This is a genomic window from Actinosynnema sp. NPDC037264 (assembly GCF_055603705.1).
The window spans coordinates 27328-42510 of the sequence record NZ_JBVJVK010000065.1 but is presented as its reverse complement, the minus strand read 5'-3'; the positions used below and the strand labels follow the sequence as shown (position 1 = coordinate 42510).

Here is a 15183-nt window from a genome sequence, read left to right as displayed (position 1 = left end):
CCCCCCCCCCCCCCCCCCCCCCCCCCCCCCCCCCCCCCCCCCCCCCCCCCCCCCCCCCCCCCCCCCCCCCCCCCCCCCCCCCCCCCCCCCCCCCCACGGCCCGGGGGAGTTCCGTGCCCAGCATCTTCGACCCGCTGTCGGCCACGATGCTCGCCGACCCGCACACCGTCTACGCGCGGCTGCGCGACGAGGACCCCGTGCACCGGCACGACGGGCTCGGCGCCTGGGTGCTCACCCGGCACGACGACTGCACGCGCGTGCTCAAGGACACCGACTCGTTCGGTTCGGACCCCGCCGCGCTCGGCAGGCCGGTGCCCGAGTCGGTGCGCAACCTCCACGTGCTCGACCCGCCCGAGTCCACGCCCGTGCGCCACCTGTTCCTGGGCCTGCTGCGGTCGCGGGAGGCGTTGGTCGGGGAGTCCGTGCGGCGGTTGGCCGACGACCTCGTCGAGGACCTCGACGGCGTGGTGGACTTCGTGCACGACGTCGCCGAACCCCTTGCGCTGCAAGCGGTCGCGGACCTCTACGGCATCGGGTTCCCGGCCGACCACCAGCGCTACCGGGAGACCTCGCGCACGATGGTGCTCGGCATGGACTCCGGTCTCGACCCGACCCGGCTGGAGCCCGCCCTCGCCGCGCGCGGCGCCCTCAACGAGCTCATCGCGGGCTGGCGCGGGGGCGCGGCGGCCGGTGGCGTGCTCGACGCCGTGCGGCCGGGCGACGACCGGGTGCTCGTCAACTCGTTGCGCGCGGTGTTCGACGCGGGCTACTCCACCACCGGCGACCTGATCGCCAACGCCCTGCACTGGTTGACCTCGCGGCGGTCGTGGACCGGCGCCGAACTGGCCTCCCTGGACGGTCGGGCGGTGGACGAGCTGATCCGCCTGGCCGGTCCCGTGCAGGCGGTGAGCAGGCACTGCAAGTCCGATGTGGACCTGCGCGGCCGGCGGTTGCGCCGTGGTGACGTCGTGGTCGTCGTGCTGGCGGGCGCGAACCGCGACCCCCTGGTGTTCCCCTCGCCCGACGAGGCGGACTTCACCCGCTCGCCCAACCCGCACCTGGGCCTCGGCCGCGGTGTGCACGCGTGCTTCGGCGGGCCGTTGGGCAGGCAGGTGCTGCTCACCCTGTTCCGCGCCCTGGCCCGGGTCGGTCGGCTCGACGCGGCCGGCGAGCCCGTGCGGCGGCCGACGGCGACCCAGCGCGGCCTCGACCACCTGCCGCTCCGGGTGGCCTGACCCGGCGCGGGCCGGCGGCCGCGGGCGATCCCGTCCGGGCTACCGTGCACGCGTGGAGATCCGACGTGGCGACTTGGACGACCTGCCCGCCGTGATGGCGATGCTGGACGGCGCGGTGGCGTGGCTGGACGCCTCCGGTCGCACGGGGCAGTGGGGCAGCGAGCCCTTCTCCGGGCAGCCCGGCCGGGTCGAGGGCATCGCCGAGAAGATCCGCGAGGGCACGACGTGGATCGCCGAGGTCGACGGCACTCCCGCGGGCGCGATGACGCTCGCGCCCGGACCACCCCGGTACGTCGAGCCGGCCACCGAGCCCGAGGTGTACGTGAGCCTGCTGGTCGCGTCACGGTCGCACGCCGGCCTCGGCGTCGGCAGCGCGCTGCTGGCCCACGCCCGCGAGGAGACCCGACGCGCCGGCGTCGAGCTGCTCCGCGTCGACTGCTACGCCGGTTCCGCCGGCGAGCTGGTCGCCTACTACCGCCGCAACGGGTTCGAGCCGACCGAGTCGTTCACCGTCGGTACCTGGCCCGGACAGGTGTTGGCCCAGCGGGTCGAGGCCCGGGACCGCACTTCGTCGGAGTAGCGACCCGACCGGGTGGGCGGACCACCCGTTCGGCCGCGAAGCGACACCTCGCGACTCCGCACTTCCGCGCCTTCACCCGGGAATTCAGCGCATCCGGCGACGACTTGCCTCACCCCATCAGGGCGTTGGCCACGGGTTTGGGGCCGAGTACGGTCGGATTACCGAGGATGGCCACCTCTTCTGCCAAACAGTCCGCGGCACGACCGCGGGTACGACCGGGTGTAGGTGGTCTCGATGCCGTTGGATGCTCTCGACCTGCTCAAACAAGGGTTGCCGGACAGTTCCGCGCCACGGCGGCGGATCGTCGTCGTCGGCGCCGGGATGGCCGGCCTCACCGCGGCCATGCTGTTGAAGGACGCCGGCCACGAGGTGACGATCCTCGAAGGCCAGAACCGGTTGGGCGGGCGCATCCTCACCCACCGCGACTTCGCGGGCGACATGTACGGCGAGTTCGGCGCGATGCGGTTCCCGCACCAGCACCCGCTCGTCTCGTACCTGATCGAGGAGAAGTTCAAGCTCGCCACCAAACCGTTCCCCATGTACGACGAGGACACGTTCGTCTACCTCCAGGGGAAGGGCGTGCGGCGGCGCGACTTCAGCGCCGACCAGTTCTCGTTCGACCTGCAGCCCGGCGAGGCGGACCAGGCGCCGCACGACCTGCTGCGGCACACCGTGCAGCCGTTGATCGACATCATGGAGCAGGAGGACGAAGCCAAGGCGTGGCACCGCCTGCTCACCGACTACGACCGGTACACGCTGCTGGGCTACCTCAAGGAACGCGGCCTCAGCGACGGCGCGCTCGCCATGCTCGGGCCGCTGTTCAACCTGGAGGGTCGTTACCACTTCTCCCTCGTCGAGTGGTTCTCGCACTTCTACGAGGACGTCTTCGGCCACCTCGTGTACATCGTGGACGGCGCCGACTCGCTGCCGCGCGCGTTCGAGCCCGAGCTGATGGACGACATCCGGCTCGGCGCCCTCGTGCACGGCATCGACCAGGACGACACGGGGGTGCGCGTGCACTACCGCGCCGGCCGCCGCACGCAGACGGTCGCCGCGGACGAGTGCATCGTGACGGTGCCGTTCGCGAGCCTGCGCCACATGGAGATCCAGGGGCTCGACCCGGACAAGTGGTACGCCATCCGCAACACCTACTACGGCCGGGCGCACAAGCTCTTCATGCAGTTCAGCGAACGGTGGTGGGAGACCGCGTACGGCATCACGCACGGCCTCACGGTGACCGACCTGGCGATCCGCAACATCGTCTACCCGCCCGCGGGCCAGGACACCCGGTTCCGCAAGGGCGTGATGATCGCGTCGTACTGCTGGGAGCAGGACAGCATGCCGTACACGCCGCTGGCCGGCGAGGAGAGCGTGATGCAGGCGCTGGAGGACCTGGTCAAGATCCACCCGGAGGCGCGGGACACGTTCGAGTTCGGCGTCTACAAGGACTGGGCGCTGGACTGGTTCGCGTGCGGCATCGGCCCGCTGTTCCGGGCGTTCGAGATGAGCGAGACGTTCTACGAGGACGTGATCCGGCCGGTGAACCGGGTGTGGTTCGCCAACGACGCGTGCGACCGGCGGCACCGGCGGTGGGTCGAGGGCGCGCTCAAGGCCGCGGTGAAGAACGCCTACGCGATCCACGAAGGACTGCGCGACGAGATGCCCTGGAAGGACTGAGCCAGGCTCAGCGCAGCGTGGCGGAGGCCAGCGGCACCGGCGTCCCCTGACCGTCCCACGTGCCGGTCAGGACGGCGCCGGTGAGCTCGCCGCCGCTGTCGAGACGGCGGCGGACGGTCAGCTCGACGGTCTCCGTCACGACCAGCGTCGGATCGGCCTCGGTCACGCGCTCGACCGCACCCGCGGCGGGCGCACCGCCCGACCCGTGCCCGGTCACGGCGATGCCCATGTTGGGGTCGCGGCGCTCGAGCCGGTCCTCGTGCTGCACGAACTCCTCGACCTGGCCCGCTCCGGTGAGGATCGCCTCCGCGAGCGCCGCCACGTACACCGGGTCGCCGAACCCGTCGTAGACCCAGCGCTTGCCCAGCACCGAGTGCTCCGTGGTGCCGATCAGCCACTCGTCGCCACCGTCCAGCGGCGCGCCGCGGTAGGTGAGGGGCATCTGGAGCACCGGCCCGTCGCCGACCCGCACCAGCATGGTCTCGATCCCGACCTCGCCCGCCGGGTCGTCGAAGCGGTAGGCCGCCACCCGCAGCACCTCGCCGGTCGGCCCGGTGTACCAGTCGCGGCCGGGCAGCCAGCCGGCCAGCAGCTCGAGCTTGGTGGGGGTGACGGTCGCTTGGTGGATCAGGGCCATGCGGACATCGTAACGACCGTGATCGCCGCGTCAGCGCGCCAGGTGCGCGGCGTCGCGCAGAGCTTCCGCGACGCGGTCCGGCGTCCAGCCCAGCTCGGCGGCGAGCCTGTCCGCGCCCTCCGGGGTCACGGTGCGGACGAGCGCGCCCAGCACGGTCACCACGTCGGTGCTCGGACCGCCGGACATGTCGTCGGCGAGCTGCGCGAAGAACCGGCGCATCCGGTCCATCCGGACGCCCGCGGGCGTGGCGGGGTCGAGGACCTCCACCCCGCGTTCGGCCGTGCCGGCGAGCACCGCGTTGGTGCGCGCGCTCGTCAGCCACGTCCGCAACCACATGTCGTCGTCGATGAAGTACCGCTCCCGACGGCGGGCGTCGCGTTCGCGGCGCAGGAGTTCCAGGCCTTCGAGGTAACCGACCGCCTTGGACACCGACGCCGGGCTGACCCGCAGCCTGCCGACCAGTTCGGCGGCGGTCAGCGCGCCGGCGTCGGTCGTGACCAGGCTCGCCAGCACGCGGGCCGCCATGCGCGGCAGCCCCATCCGCACCATCTGCCCGGCGAACTCCTCCGCGAACGCCAGCACCGCCGCCGGGTCGCGGCCTTCCGCTCCGACGGCGGCGGGCGGCTCGTCGTGCGTGGCGGACCTGCGCCGGCGGGCACGTCGGAGCGTGGCCCGGTGGGCGCGCTCGGCCCGGTAGTCACGGGGACCGCCGTTGCGGCTCACCTCACGGGTGACGGTGGACGTCGGCCTGCCCAGCCGTCGCGCGATCTCGGCGTACCCCAGACCGCGGGTGAGCCCCGCCGCGATGTCACGGCGGTCCTCGTCGGTCAGCCTGCCACCCGGCATCGCCCGTCCCCTCTGTCCTCGGTGGGCCCAGTGTGCGTTCACGGGCAGCACAGTGCAACGAGCCCGGTCGGATCATTGCGTTCACCAGCACCACGGTTGCAATGATTGGAAGCTTCACACCAGCTAGAACGTGTCTGAAGCACTTTTCGGCCGTTGCCGGTCCACAAAACGCAACGTAGCTTTCGCTCCCTCTTGAAGATCGACCTGAACAGACAGGGGGAGGAATGGCGAGCGAGCAAGTCGCGCTCGACGTCGACGGCCTGCGCATGCGCTACGGCACCACCGACGTCCTGCACGACGTCACGTTCCAGGCCCGCCACGGCGAGGTGCTGGCCCTGCTCGGCCCGAACGGCGCGGGCAAGACCACGACGATCGAGATCCTGGAGGGGTTCCGGATGCGCTCGGCGGGCCGGGTGTCGGTGCTCGGCGTCGACCCGGCCCACGCCGACGAGCGGTGGCGCGCCCGCGTCGGCGTGGTCCTGCAGTCCTGGCGCGACCACGGCAAGTGGCGCGTCCGCGAGCTGCTGCACCACCTCGGCGTCTACTACTCGTGCTACGCCACCGACCGGGTCGCCCGGCCGTGGAACCCGGACGACCTCGTCGCGGCCGTCGGCCTGACCGCGCAGGCGGGCGCGAAGGTCCGCACGCTGTCCGGCGGCCAGCGGCGCAGGCTGGACGTCGCCGTCGGCATCGTCGGCCGCCCCGAGCTGCTGTTCCTGGACGAGCCGACCACCGGGTTCGACCCGGTCGCCCGGCGCGAGTTCCACGAGCTCGTGCACCGGCTCGCGGCCCGGGAGTCGACCACGATCCTGCTCACCACGCACGACCTGGACGAGGCCGAGAAGCTCGCCGACCGCATCGTCATCCTCGACGGCGGCCGGATCGTCGCCGACGGCACGGCCGACGAGCTGGCGCAGCGCATCGCGGGCGAGGACGAGGTCCGCTGGACCCACGCCGGGCAGCGGCACGTCCGGCACGTCCGCGAGTCCACGAGGTTCGTGCACGACCTGTTCCGCCGCCACGGCGACGGGATCACCGACCTGGAGGTCCGCCAGGCCTCGCTCGAAGACACCTACCTGTCGCTCGTGCGGCGGGTCGAGGCGGAAGGGGCGGGCCGGTGAACCCGACCACCACCGCGTTGCGCGCGGGCAGGCAGCGCGGCCTGATCGAGCTGCGGCAGTCGCTGACCAACGGCGCGGACCTGTGGAACCACGCGTTCTGGCCCGTGCTGATGCTCGTCGTCACGTTCTTCCTGCGTGACGTGTCGTTCGGGCAGACCGGGTTCTCCGTCGGCGCCCTGGCGCTGCCCAGCATCCTGGGCATGAACGCCGCGATGGCCATGGTCACCATGAGCCAGCTGCTCACCGCCGACCGCGAGGACGGCACGCTGCTGCGGGCCAAGGCCACGCCGAACGGGATGCTGGGCTACCTCGTCGGCAAGCTCGTGTCGGTGTCCGGCGGCCTCGTCGTGGACCTGGCGATCTTCCTGGTCCCCGGCATGTTCCTGGTCTCCGGCCTGGTCACGGGCAGCCTCGACGCGTGGCTCACCCTGGCGTGGGTGCTGGCGCTCGGCATGCTCGCCGCCCTGCCCATCGGCGCGGTGCTCGGCTCGGTGTTCTCCAGCGCACGCGCGCAGGGCCTGCTCGTCCTGCCGATCCTCGCCCTGATCGCGATCTCCGGCATCTTCTACCCGGTCACGGTCCTGCCGGGCTGGGTGCAGTGGGTCGCCCAGGTGTTCCCGGTCTACTGGCTCGGCCTCGGCATGCGCTCGGCGTTGCTGCCCGACGCCGCCGTGGCGGTGGAGATCGGCGAGTCCTGGCGGCACCTGGAAACCGTCGGCGTGCTCACCGCGTGGGCGGTACTGGGCCTGCTCGTGGCCCCGGCCGTGCTGCGCCGGATGGCCCGCCGGGAGTCCGGGTCGAGCCTGGCCGAGCGCCGGGAGAGGTCACTCCAACGGGTCAGATAGGGGAACGGCCCCCACCGAGCGCAACGAAAGGGCGGTTCCGTGCGACCAACCAGATGAGTGCAGGAGTGACGTGCCCCGGACCGGAGGGCGTGACCATGACCATCTTCGTCAGCTACACCCGTGCCGACGAGACCCTGGTGCGCGCCCTTCGGGACGACCTCGGCCGGATGGGGCAGCAGGTCTGGCTCGACCACGAGATCCACGGCGGCGAGCTGTGGTGGCGCGAGATCATCCGCACCATCCAGGCCGCCCGGGTGTTCGTGTTCGCGCTGTCGGAGGCGTCCTGGAAGTCGGTGCCCTGCCACGCCGAGTTCGACTACGCGCAGCAGCTCGGCGTGCCGGTGCTCCCGGTGCAGGTCGGGCCGCTGGACAACCTCCGCATCCCGATCATGGAACGGCAGCTGGTCGACTACCGGGAGCGCAGCGCGGACGCGATCGTGTCGCTGGCGGGCGCGCTCACCGAGCTGGCGGCCCAGAAGCGCGTGCCGCCGAACCCGATGCCCCCGCCGCCCAAGGTGCCGTTCGAGTACCTCTACCGCATCGCCGAACTCCTCGGGCCGCAGCCGATCGCGCCGGAGCGGCAGGAGATCATCATCGGCCAGTTGCGCCGGCACCTGCGGACGGAGCGGGACGAGATCGCCCGGGCCGACATCCTGAAGCTGCTGCGCGAGTTCCGCGAGCGCGGCGAGATCACCAACCTGAACTCGCGGGAGATCGACGAGATCCTGGCGGGCGTCGAGCCGGGGGAGGGCGAAGGGCTGCCCGAGGGCGTCACCTGGCTCTCGGCCGCCGACTACTGGCAGAAGAACCCGGTGGTGATCGGCCCACCGCCGGAGCCGGAGGGCACGGCCGGCACGTCGGCCGCGGCGGAGGCCGGGAACGCCGGGAACGCCGGTGCCGGTGCGACGCCGGCCTGGCTGCGGAACGTGATGGAGACCGAGGCGCGGCCGAATCCCGCCGAGCCGAAGCCCGCCGAGCCGGACACCGCCAAGCCGAATCCCGTCGGGCCGTCGACTCCGCAGTGGTGGCAGGGGGAGAAGCCGACTCCGTCCACAACGGAACCACCGCCGTCAGGCTCTCCCGAACCGCAGCCGCACGCGTCACACGCACCCGGCGCGGCCGAGCCGGATCAGTCCTGGCCGCGACCGCACGCGCCTCGGCAACCCGTGCCGCCGCAACCGGTCTCGCAACCGGGCACGCCGGAGCAGTCCACGCCGGAGCCGCCCACGCCGGAACCGCCCACCTCCCCGCCGTCGAACGACCGCTCGTTCCTGAGCGCGGCCCTGGGCGCGACCGGCATCCCGTTCCTGCTCCAGGCGGCGGCCGGCGGCTCGCCGGTCGCGTCGCTGGTCGGGGTGGCGGTCCTCATCGGCCTGGTCCTGGGCGTCGTGGCGATGAGGAAGCACGAGCCACGAGCCCGCCAGGCCCTGGTCATCGCGTCCGTCGGGCTGCTCGGCGTGGTCGTCTGCCTGGTGGCGGCCTAACCCGACCGGTTACGCCGGATCAACCCGACCGTGACCGCGAACAGCGCCGCCACCAGCCCCAAGAACACGCCCAGCCCCGCACCCGCGTCCGCCGTGGCGACCAGCCCCAGCAGGACGCCGATAGCGACAGCCACCACGGAGATGCTCGCCAGGGTCGGCCGCTTGTCCACCGGTTGCGGCGGCACGGGCGTGTTCCGCGGCGCCTGGTCCACGGCGGCCCACCAGTCGCCACCCGGCTGCTGCGGCCGGGTGGCCGGGGCGGCGTAGGGCTCGGCGATCGGCGGGCGCGGAGCCGGCACGGCGACCCGCTCGGGCCGCGCCACGACCACCGTGGGCGTGCGCTCCCACCACGGCTTGACCCGGGGGGCGAGCAGGTCGTCCAACGCCGAGTCGGCGACCCACCCGGGCGTGCAGCACTCCTGGAGCCGCTGAGCCACCTCGTCCACCCGCGGGTCGCCGATCGCGGCCAAGTGTGCCCACGCGGGCGTGGTGAACGGCGGCTGGAAGTCTTCGCGCCGCAACAGCAGGTTCTCGCCGGTGTAGCACGTCCGCCAGCCGGTCGGGTCCTTCGCCAGCGCCAGCAGCGACAGGTAGATGACCAGCCCGGAGAACGTGTCCATCCACCGGCCCCACGGCCGGTGCTCCGGCTGGTAGTTGCGGTGCCCGGTCTCGCTCGGCGCGAGCGCGCCGGAGAACCGGTCGATCCACGAGCAGTCGAAGTCCACCAGCCGCAGGCCGCCGTCCCGGTCGACCAGGACGTTGCCGTGCTGCAGGTCGCCGTGCGCGAACCCGGCCCGCTGGATCCGCGTCACCAGGGCGCGCCACGAGCCCGCCAACGCGGCCAACGACGAGGTGTCCGCCCGCTCCACCAGCTCGTCGACGTGCCGGTTGAGCGTGTGGCCCTCCACCCACTGCATCCGCACCGCGGGCCACGTGCGGCCGTTGACCCGGATGCCGTCGTCCACCCACCGGGGGAGGGCGACCACGCTCTCCAGCCCGCTCGACGTGAAGTGCGCGTGCAGCGCCCCGTAGCGCTCGCTGCTGGACACGTCGTCCCTGGTGAAGAACCGCAACGCCTGTGCCTGCCCGCCCGCCACGGCCTTGAACACGACGGCGCTGGTGCCCGCCGCCGGCATCGGTATCCCGTACAGGGGGTGCACGACGAGCTCCAGCCCGCGCAGCTCGTCGGCGACGAAGCAGTCCGGGTGCTGCACCGCCTTCGCGTACTCCTCGGGCGTCGGGTAGCGGATCACAGGCACACCACCAGGTGTTCGGCCGGCCTCCGGTCGAGCCGCACGCGCAGGAGGGTGACGTCGTCGTTGACCATCTCGCGCGCCGCCCGGCGGCCCGCCACGAGCGCGCGGAACGCCTCGGGGTGGTCCAGCGCCGCCAACGTCGTCCACAACGCCCGCGGGTCGCGCCGGTCGGCCGCGGCGACCCACTGGGCGAACGCGTCCGTGGCCAGGTACAGCAGGTCTCCGTCGGCGAGGTCGCCCTCGGCGAACGACGCCCGGCCGACCATGTCGGCCAGCCCGGCGGCGTGGGTCGGCAGACCGTCCGGGTTGGACCCGAACCCCTCCGGCGGGATCGGCGGGAACTGGGACACCACGCGGTGCCCGCGGACGTGGAACAGCACCGCGTCGCCCACCGCGACCGCCGTCCACCGCGGCCGCGGGCCGGCGAGGTCGCGGAGCTCGCAGCCGAGAAAGGTGGCGAACGAGCCGACCGTCGCCTGCTTGAGCCGTTGCAGGTCCGTCGCGCCGGCCAGGCGTGGGTCGTCGTGCCACCGGCCCTGCATGTCCGACGCCCAGCGGTGCAGGGCGGCGGCGGTCAGGTCCGGCGCCGCGCCCTGGTCGCCGACGAACCCGGCGACCAGTTGCTGCGCCCAGCGGGCGGAGCCGAAACCCTGCGTGGCGCCGTCCGCGACGGCGAACCTGGGGCCACGCCCGTCGCCGGCCGCGGGCGCCGCCGCCGCGCCGTCCTCCCACTCGGCCTCGGTGTTGCCGTGCTTCGGCGCGTAGAAGACGACCTGCCGGGTGTGGTTCACGGCGTGCCCCTACCTCGCGCGATCCGGCACTCTGGTGCCGATCTGCAGCACCCGCAGCAGGGTCGAGCGGCCCACGTTGAACGCCAACCCGCGCGCGCCCGGCCGGACGTCGTAGCCGTCGACCCTGGCGTTGTCGGCCATCGGCCGCGGCAGGGGGCTGCTCAGCGCGAACAGGTCCGGGCCGGGCGGTGGCAGGCCGCCCGGGTCGGAGGGGAACACGATCTCGGTGACCTCGAAGGGGGAGAGGAACACGTTGAAGAACAACGTCGCGCCGTCGTTGGTCTCGATCGACGTCAGCCGCCGCGCCCAGTCCTGGAGGGTCGCGCCGTCGTACGGGCTGTCGGTCACCATGCCGTCGGTGATGTTGACGACGATCGGCGGGAACGAGTCCGGGTGCGCGGCGGCCCAGTCGAACACGTGCGCGCCGGCGACCGCGATCGCCTGGCACATCGGCGTGCGGTGGCCGTGCAGCGGGTCGACCCAGACCGGCATCCGCGCGGCCACCGGCATCAGGTCGATGGACGGCTCCTCCCGCACCGCCATGGGGTGCTCGGCCAACTCCGGCAGCGGCACGAGACCGCGACCGGCCAGTGCGCCGCCGAACGCCGACTCCACGCCCTCGCCGGGTTCGGTCACGCGGGCGCCGTAGCTGAAGATGCCGACGTCGAAGTAGTGCCGCACCGGTGCGTTGACCTCGGTGGTCGCCTTGATGCACATGTCCAGCAGGATGTTGTTGACGGCCAGCGCGGCGCCGTCCGCGAGGGACGCCCCGGTGCGGCCCCAGGCGAGCTTCATCGAGTCCGAGCGGTCCAGCAGGATCACCACGCACCCCGGCGCGGACCGTGACACGGACTGCCGGTACTTCTCCACAGCGAACCCCCTCTTCGTCGGTCGTCACGTCAGCCGGTCAGGTTGCGGCGGACCACCGTGGTCGGCCACGGCGCGCCCGCGCGCCACTCCCACCGGTGGCCGCAGCGCGGGTTGCGGCAGTGGAAGGCGCACGAGTCGCCGTCCTGCTTCAGGTCCAGCCGGAAGTCGCCGCAGCGCGGGCACTGCGCCACCACCGCCCGGTCCACGTCGTACCCGTGCGCCACCACCGCTTGGTCCACGTGGTGGCCCTGCGGCGGCGACTCGTGTCGCGGGGGCGGCGCGGTCGTGGGCGTCTCGGTCCACCACGTCCTCGGCTTCGTTCCGGGCTCGGTGCTCGGGGCGGGCACCGGCTCGCGTTCCGCCACGGGGTGGCCGAGCCTGACCACACGGCGGTCGGTGGTCAGCAGCCCGAACGCGAGCACGACGCCGAGGAACGCGCCGACCAGCACCACCATCACCGACCGCCAGAGGTTCAGGTCCCACACCTGGAGGCCGGCCAGCGCGCCCGCCGTGGCGCACACCGCCGTCAGGACCAGGACGATCGCGTTCCGCGTGGTCATCAGGAGCCCTTCGGCGGGGTCACGACCAGCTCGACGCGGCGGTCGGCGTTGACCTCGGCGGTGTCGACCGACGACCAGCACCGGTACCCGTCGAGCTGGGCGGCGGGCGCGGGCGCCGACCACCTGTCCGGTAGCCGCACGCAGATGGTGAGCGGCTCACCCGACGCGGCGATGTCCACCTGGCCGCGGTCGTTCACCCTGACGTCCGACGGGTTCCGGGTGAGCACCTTGACCTCGGCGTCCGTCAACCCGGACACCGCGCGGGCCGACTGGTCCGAGACGAACTGGATGCCGACGGCCGCCGGGGGCGGCGCGGTGGGCTCGCGCGCCACGGCGCCGAGCAGCACGACCGCGAGGAACGAGGTCACCAGCGCGTAGACCGGCGCCAGCCGGCGGTCGCGCAGACGGCTCGGCGACGTGGACCGCGTGGCGGCGGCGCCTCCCGACGTGTGCACCTGGACCTCCGCCCGGAGTGGTGGCGTGTACTCCAGGTATCGCGGAGGATCATGCGCTCGTGTCGTCGTGTCCCCCGGACGGGCGAACGGTCAGGGCGCGGTCACGGCAGGTTGCCGGTGGTGGCCAGGAGCAGGGCGATGGCCGGCAGGAGGTTGTTGACCTGGTGGGCGACGACGCTCGCGAGCAGGTTGCCGGTGAGCAACCGGGCCAGGCCGATCGGGATCGACAGCACCAGCAGCAGCGGGGTGCGCAGCAGTTCCAGGTGCGCGATCGAGAACACCAGGCTGGTCACCAGGAACACGACCCACCGGTTCCAGCCCAGGTGCTCCAACGCGCGCCACAGCACGCCCCGGAACAGCACTTCCTCGGCCAGCGGCGCGACCAGCCAGACCGCCAGGAACACGACCACGGCCGCCGGCAGTCCCAGCTCCCGTCCGGCGAACGCGTCACCGACCGCCGAGCCGGCCTGGTCCTCACCGACCCACGCGGCCCACACCGCGGCCGCGGGCAGGGTCAGGGCCAACCCGCCCAGGCCGAGCCCCAAGCCGATGGCGATCTCCTTGGCGTTCCAGCGGAGCGCCAACTCGCGCGCCACCCGGCCGAGCCGCTGGCCGCCGCCCAACCAAGCCGTGCCGACCACCGCCACCACCGCGCCCAACGACGTGGGCAGGACCAGCAACGCGAGCAGGCGGCTGTCCTCGAGCAGCGCCACGTCCCCCGAGCCGTACGACAACAGCACGACCACGGACACCAGCAGCATCGTCAACTGCCCGACCACGAACACCGCGATCAACGACAACCCGGACCGCAGTTCCCGTGGTGGGGCGGGAGGGGCAGGGGCCGGGTGTGCCGCGAAAGGTCGGCCCTCGGCGGGTTGTGGCGCGGCGGGTTGTGGAGTGGCCGGGGGTGGTGCCGCCGGGGAGGGCGCGGTTGGTGGCGGCCCGGCCGGTGGTGGCGCGGTCACGTGGTCGTCGTGGGGCACCGGCCCGGGCTGGTCATCGCTCACAACCGTGGATAACCCGCGCGGACGGCGAGGTCAACTCGACCACCACCGTCGTGCGGCGATCGAGACCGACGACCGGTCACGTCGCGGTCCGGGCGGCAGGCGCCGGCCGCCACCGCCAACGCTGCTCGCCGTCGTCGCGGAACTCGCCGGTGGCGCGCATCCCGATGCGCCGAGCGACCGCCTCGCTGGCCGGGTGGTCGGGCGCGATGTGCGCGTGCACGTCCCGCACACCGCCGTCGACCAGCCACCCCACCACGCCCGCGGCGGCCTCGGTGGCGTAACCGCGGCCCTGGAACGGCACCCCGATCACCCACGCCACCTCGGCGGTCAGCCCGTTCGCGCCGGCCGCGGTCGTCGCCTGCACGGTGCCGACGGCGGTCCCGTCCTCAGCCCGCAGCACGACCCAGTTCAGCCGGCCCTCACGGCCGTCGTCCGACGTCGGCCGCTCCCAACGCCGGTACCGCGACGCGAGCTCGGCGGCACTGGGCGGCGCACCGCCGATGATCGCGTACAGCTCGGGGTCGCCCAACACCGCCGCCATCTCCTCGGCGTGCGCGACCCGCACGGGCTCCACCCGCAACCGCGCCGTCCGCACCACGGCCCCCTGCGGCCACGGCGCCGGCACCACCGGCGGCCGGTCCACGCCTACCACCGGCGCGGCCGGGCGGTCCGGCGTGCGGTGACGGATTCGCCCATGAGTCCCCCTCGCGTCACGTGCACAGTAGCCACTCGGGGGCCGGTACCGACCGGGATTTTCCGTGCGCCGGGACGCCGGCCGGCCGTTGCGGGATGATCGGGACGTGATCACCTCCCGCCGCGCCGACCACGAGCGGCTGTCGGCCGTCCTCGCCTCGTACCGCGACCGGGAGCTCGAAGCGGTCGTCGGCACGGACGACCACAGCGGCGTGGGCGGCGGCTCCTCGGTGCTCGACGTCGACGGCACGCCGGTGTTCGTCAAACGCGTCCCGCTGACCGACCGGGAGTTCGCCCGGCCGCACTCCACCGCGAACCTCTTCGACCTGCCGGTGTCCTGCCAGTACGGCATCGGCGGACCGTCGTTCACCGCGTGGCGCGAACTGGCCGCGAACCGGATCGTGACCGACGCGGTGCTCGCGGGCGAGACGGCGGCGTTCCCGCTGCTGCACCACTGGCGCGTGCTGCCCGGCCGCGCGCCCGTCGCCGCCGAGCACGCCGACGTGGACGAGGTCGTGGCCCTGATGGGCGGCAGCACGGCCGTTCGGGCACGCCTCGAAGCGCTGGCCGCCGCGACGCGCAGCCTCGTGCTGTTCTTCGAGTACGTCCCGCACCCCGTGGAGGGGTGGCTGGCCGAGGATCCCGCGAGCAAGGCCGAGGCGGTCGAACGGCAGTTCTCCGAGACCGCGGCGTTCCTGCGCGACCGCGACCTGCTGCACATGGACGCGCACCTCGGCAACATGCGCACCGACGGCGAGCGGATCTACCTGACCGACTTCGGGCTGGTCACGTCGCCGCGTTTCGAGCTGACGGCCGCCGAACGGGAGTTCGTCCGGCGCAACGCCTCGCACGACGCCGGTTACGCCGCCATGCGCCTGGTGAACTGGCTGGTCACCGACGTGTGCGGGGTGCGCGTGCCGCCCGGTGACGTCCCCACGGCCCGCAACGCCTACGTCCGCCGGTGCGCCGCCGGCGACATCCCGGACGACGTGCCGCCCGCCGTCGCCGCGATCCTGTCCCGGCACGCGCCCGCCGCCGCCCGGCTGAACGCCTTCTACTGGCGCCTGTTCGACGGCGAGGTCGACGCCGAGTACCCCGAAGCCGACGACGTCCCGCGCGGGTAGGC

16 protein-coding genes are annotated in these 15183 nt (G+C 73.3%); 7 read left to right on the top strand and 9 right to left on the bottom strand.

Going from position 1 to position 15183, the window contains the following annotated elements:
- The first annotated feature begins 113 nt into the window (after positions 1 to 113).
- The 3 genes from ACZ7GX_RS38860 to ACZ7GX_RS38850 all read left to right on the top strand — a co-directional run bounded on the left by ACZ7GX_RS38860 (position 114) and on the right by ACZ7GX_RS38850 (position 3492).
- Positions 114 to 1235 (top strand): cytochrome P450, encoded by a 1122-nt coding sequence (locus tag ACZ7GX_RS38860; protein WP_498784587.1) that lies wholly within the window; start codon positions 114 to 116, stop codon positions 1233 to 1235.
- A gap of 52 nt (positions 1236 to 1287) precedes the next feature.
- Positions 1288 to 1815, top strand: a complete 528-nt coding sequence (locus ACZ7GX_RS38855; protein WP_498784585.1) for a GNAT family N-acetyltransferase — start codon at positions 1288 to 1290, stop codon at positions 1813 to 1815.
- A gap of 234 nt (positions 1816 to 2049) precedes the next feature.
- A complete protein-coding gene (locus tag ACZ7GX_RS38850) occupies positions 2050 to 3492 on the top strand; it encodes a flavin monoamine oxidase family protein (RefSeq protein WP_498784583.1) in 1443 nt (480 codons plus the stop codon).
- Positions 3493 to 3499: 7 nt separating this feature from the next.
- On the opposite strand, the gene ACZ7GX_RS38845 is transcribed toward ACZ7GX_RS38850, so the two are convergent.
- Both ACZ7GX_RS38845 and ACZ7GX_RS38840 read right to left on the bottom strand, forming a co-directional pair.
- The gene (locus ACZ7GX_RS38845; RefSeq protein ID WP_498784581.1) at positions 3500 to 4129 is read right to left on the bottom strand and encodes a CG0192-related protein; all 630 of its coding nucleotides are present in this window, start codon (positions 4127 to 4129) and stop codon (positions 3500 to 3502) included.
- Between the two features lie 30 nt (positions 4130 to 4159).
- Positions 4160 to 4975 carry a GbsR/MarR family transcriptional regulator gene (locus ACZ7GX_RS38840; protein WP_498784579.1) on the bottom strand — a complete coding sequence of 272 codons (816 nt, stop codon included), beginning with the start codon at positions 4973 to 4975 and terminating at the stop codon, positions 4160 to 4162.
- Positions 4976 to 5199: 224 nt separating this feature from the next.
- Here ACZ7GX_RS38840 and ACZ7GX_RS38835 point away from each other — a divergent pair, with 224 nt between their 5' ends.
- From ACZ7GX_RS38835 to ACZ7GX_RS38825, 3 genes are all read left to right on the top strand, one after another.
- A complete protein-coding gene (locus tag ACZ7GX_RS38835) occupies positions 5200 to 6096 on the top strand; it encodes an ABC transporter ATP-binding protein (RefSeq protein ID WP_498784577.1) in 897 nt (298 codons plus the stop codon).
- Positions 6093 to 6941 (top strand): ABC transporter permease, encoded by an 849-nt coding sequence (locus ACZ7GX_RS38830; protein WP_498784574.1) that lies wholly within the window; start codon positions 6093 to 6095, stop codon positions 6939 to 6941. The genes ACZ7GX_RS38835 and ACZ7GX_RS38830 overlap by 4 nt, the downstream gene beginning before the upstream one ends.
- A 95-nt stretch (positions 6942 to 7036) precedes the next feature.
- A complete protein-coding gene (locus ACZ7GX_RS38825) occupies positions 7037 to 8425 on the top strand; it encodes a toll/interleukin-1 receptor domain-containing protein (protein ID WP_498784572.1) in 1389 nt (462 codons plus the stop codon).
- Here the strand turns inward: ACZ7GX_RS38825 and ACZ7GX_RS38820 are convergent.
- The 7 genes from ACZ7GX_RS38820 to ACZ7GX_RS38790 all read right to left on the bottom strand — a co-directional run bounded on the left by ACZ7GX_RS38820 (position 8422) and on the right by ACZ7GX_RS38790 (position 14007).
- On the bottom strand, positions 8422 to 9678 hold the full coding sequence (locus tag ACZ7GX_RS38820) for a protein kinase family protein (RefSeq protein WP_498784570.1): 1257 nt from the start codon (positions 9676 to 9678) through the stop codon (positions 8422 to 8424). The genes ACZ7GX_RS38825 and ACZ7GX_RS38820 overlap by 4 nt on opposite strands.
- Entirely contained in the window at positions 9675 to 10472 is a 798-nt protein-coding gene (locus tag ACZ7GX_RS38815; protein WP_498784568.1) for a hypothetical protein, read from the bottom strand. Before ACZ7GX_RS38815 ends, ACZ7GX_RS38820 begins: the two co-directional genes overlap by 4 nt.
- Before the next feature lie 9 nt (positions 10473 to 10481).
- The gene (locus ACZ7GX_RS38810; protein WP_498784566.1) at positions 10482 to 11321 is read right to left on the bottom strand and encodes a hypothetical protein; all 840 of its coding nucleotides are present in this window, start codon (positions 11319 to 11321) and stop codon (positions 10482 to 10484) included.
- Between the two features lie 50 nt (positions 11322 to 11371).
- Positions 11372 to 11902: a hypothetical protein gene (locus ACZ7GX_RS38805; protein WP_498784564.1), complete on the bottom strand. Its 531-nt coding sequence runs from the start codon at positions 11900 to 11902 to the stop codon at positions 11372 to 11374.
- Complete coding sequence (locus ACZ7GX_RS38800; RefSeq protein ID WP_498784561.1) at positions 11902 to 12357, bottom strand: hypothetical protein; 456 nt, start codon at positions 12355 to 12357, stop codon at positions 11902 to 11904. The genes ACZ7GX_RS38805 and ACZ7GX_RS38800 overlap by 1 nt, the downstream gene beginning before the upstream one ends.
- 101 nt (positions 12358 to 12458) lie before the next feature.
- Positions 12459 to 13157: a CPBP family intramembrane glutamic endopeptidase gene (locus ACZ7GX_RS38795; RefSeq protein WP_498784559.1), complete on the bottom strand. Its 699-nt coding sequence runs from the start codon at positions 13155 to 13157 to the stop codon at positions 12459 to 12461.
- A 283-nt stretch (positions 13158 to 13440) separates the two neighbouring features.
- Entirely contained in the window at positions 13441 to 14007 is a 567-nt protein-coding gene (locus ACZ7GX_RS38790) for a GNAT family N-acetyltransferase (RefSeq protein WP_498784557.1), read from the bottom strand.
- A gap of 157 nt (positions 14008 to 14164) precedes the next feature.
- On the opposite strand from ACZ7GX_RS38790, the gene ACZ7GX_RS38785 reads away from it, so the two are divergent.
- Positions 14165 to 15181 (top strand): BUD32 family EKC/KEOPS complex subunit, encoded by a 1017-nt coding sequence (locus ACZ7GX_RS38785; protein ID WP_498784555.1) that lies wholly within the window; start codon positions 14165 to 14167, stop codon positions 15179 to 15181.
- Positions 15182 to 15183: the final 2 nt, after the last annotated feature.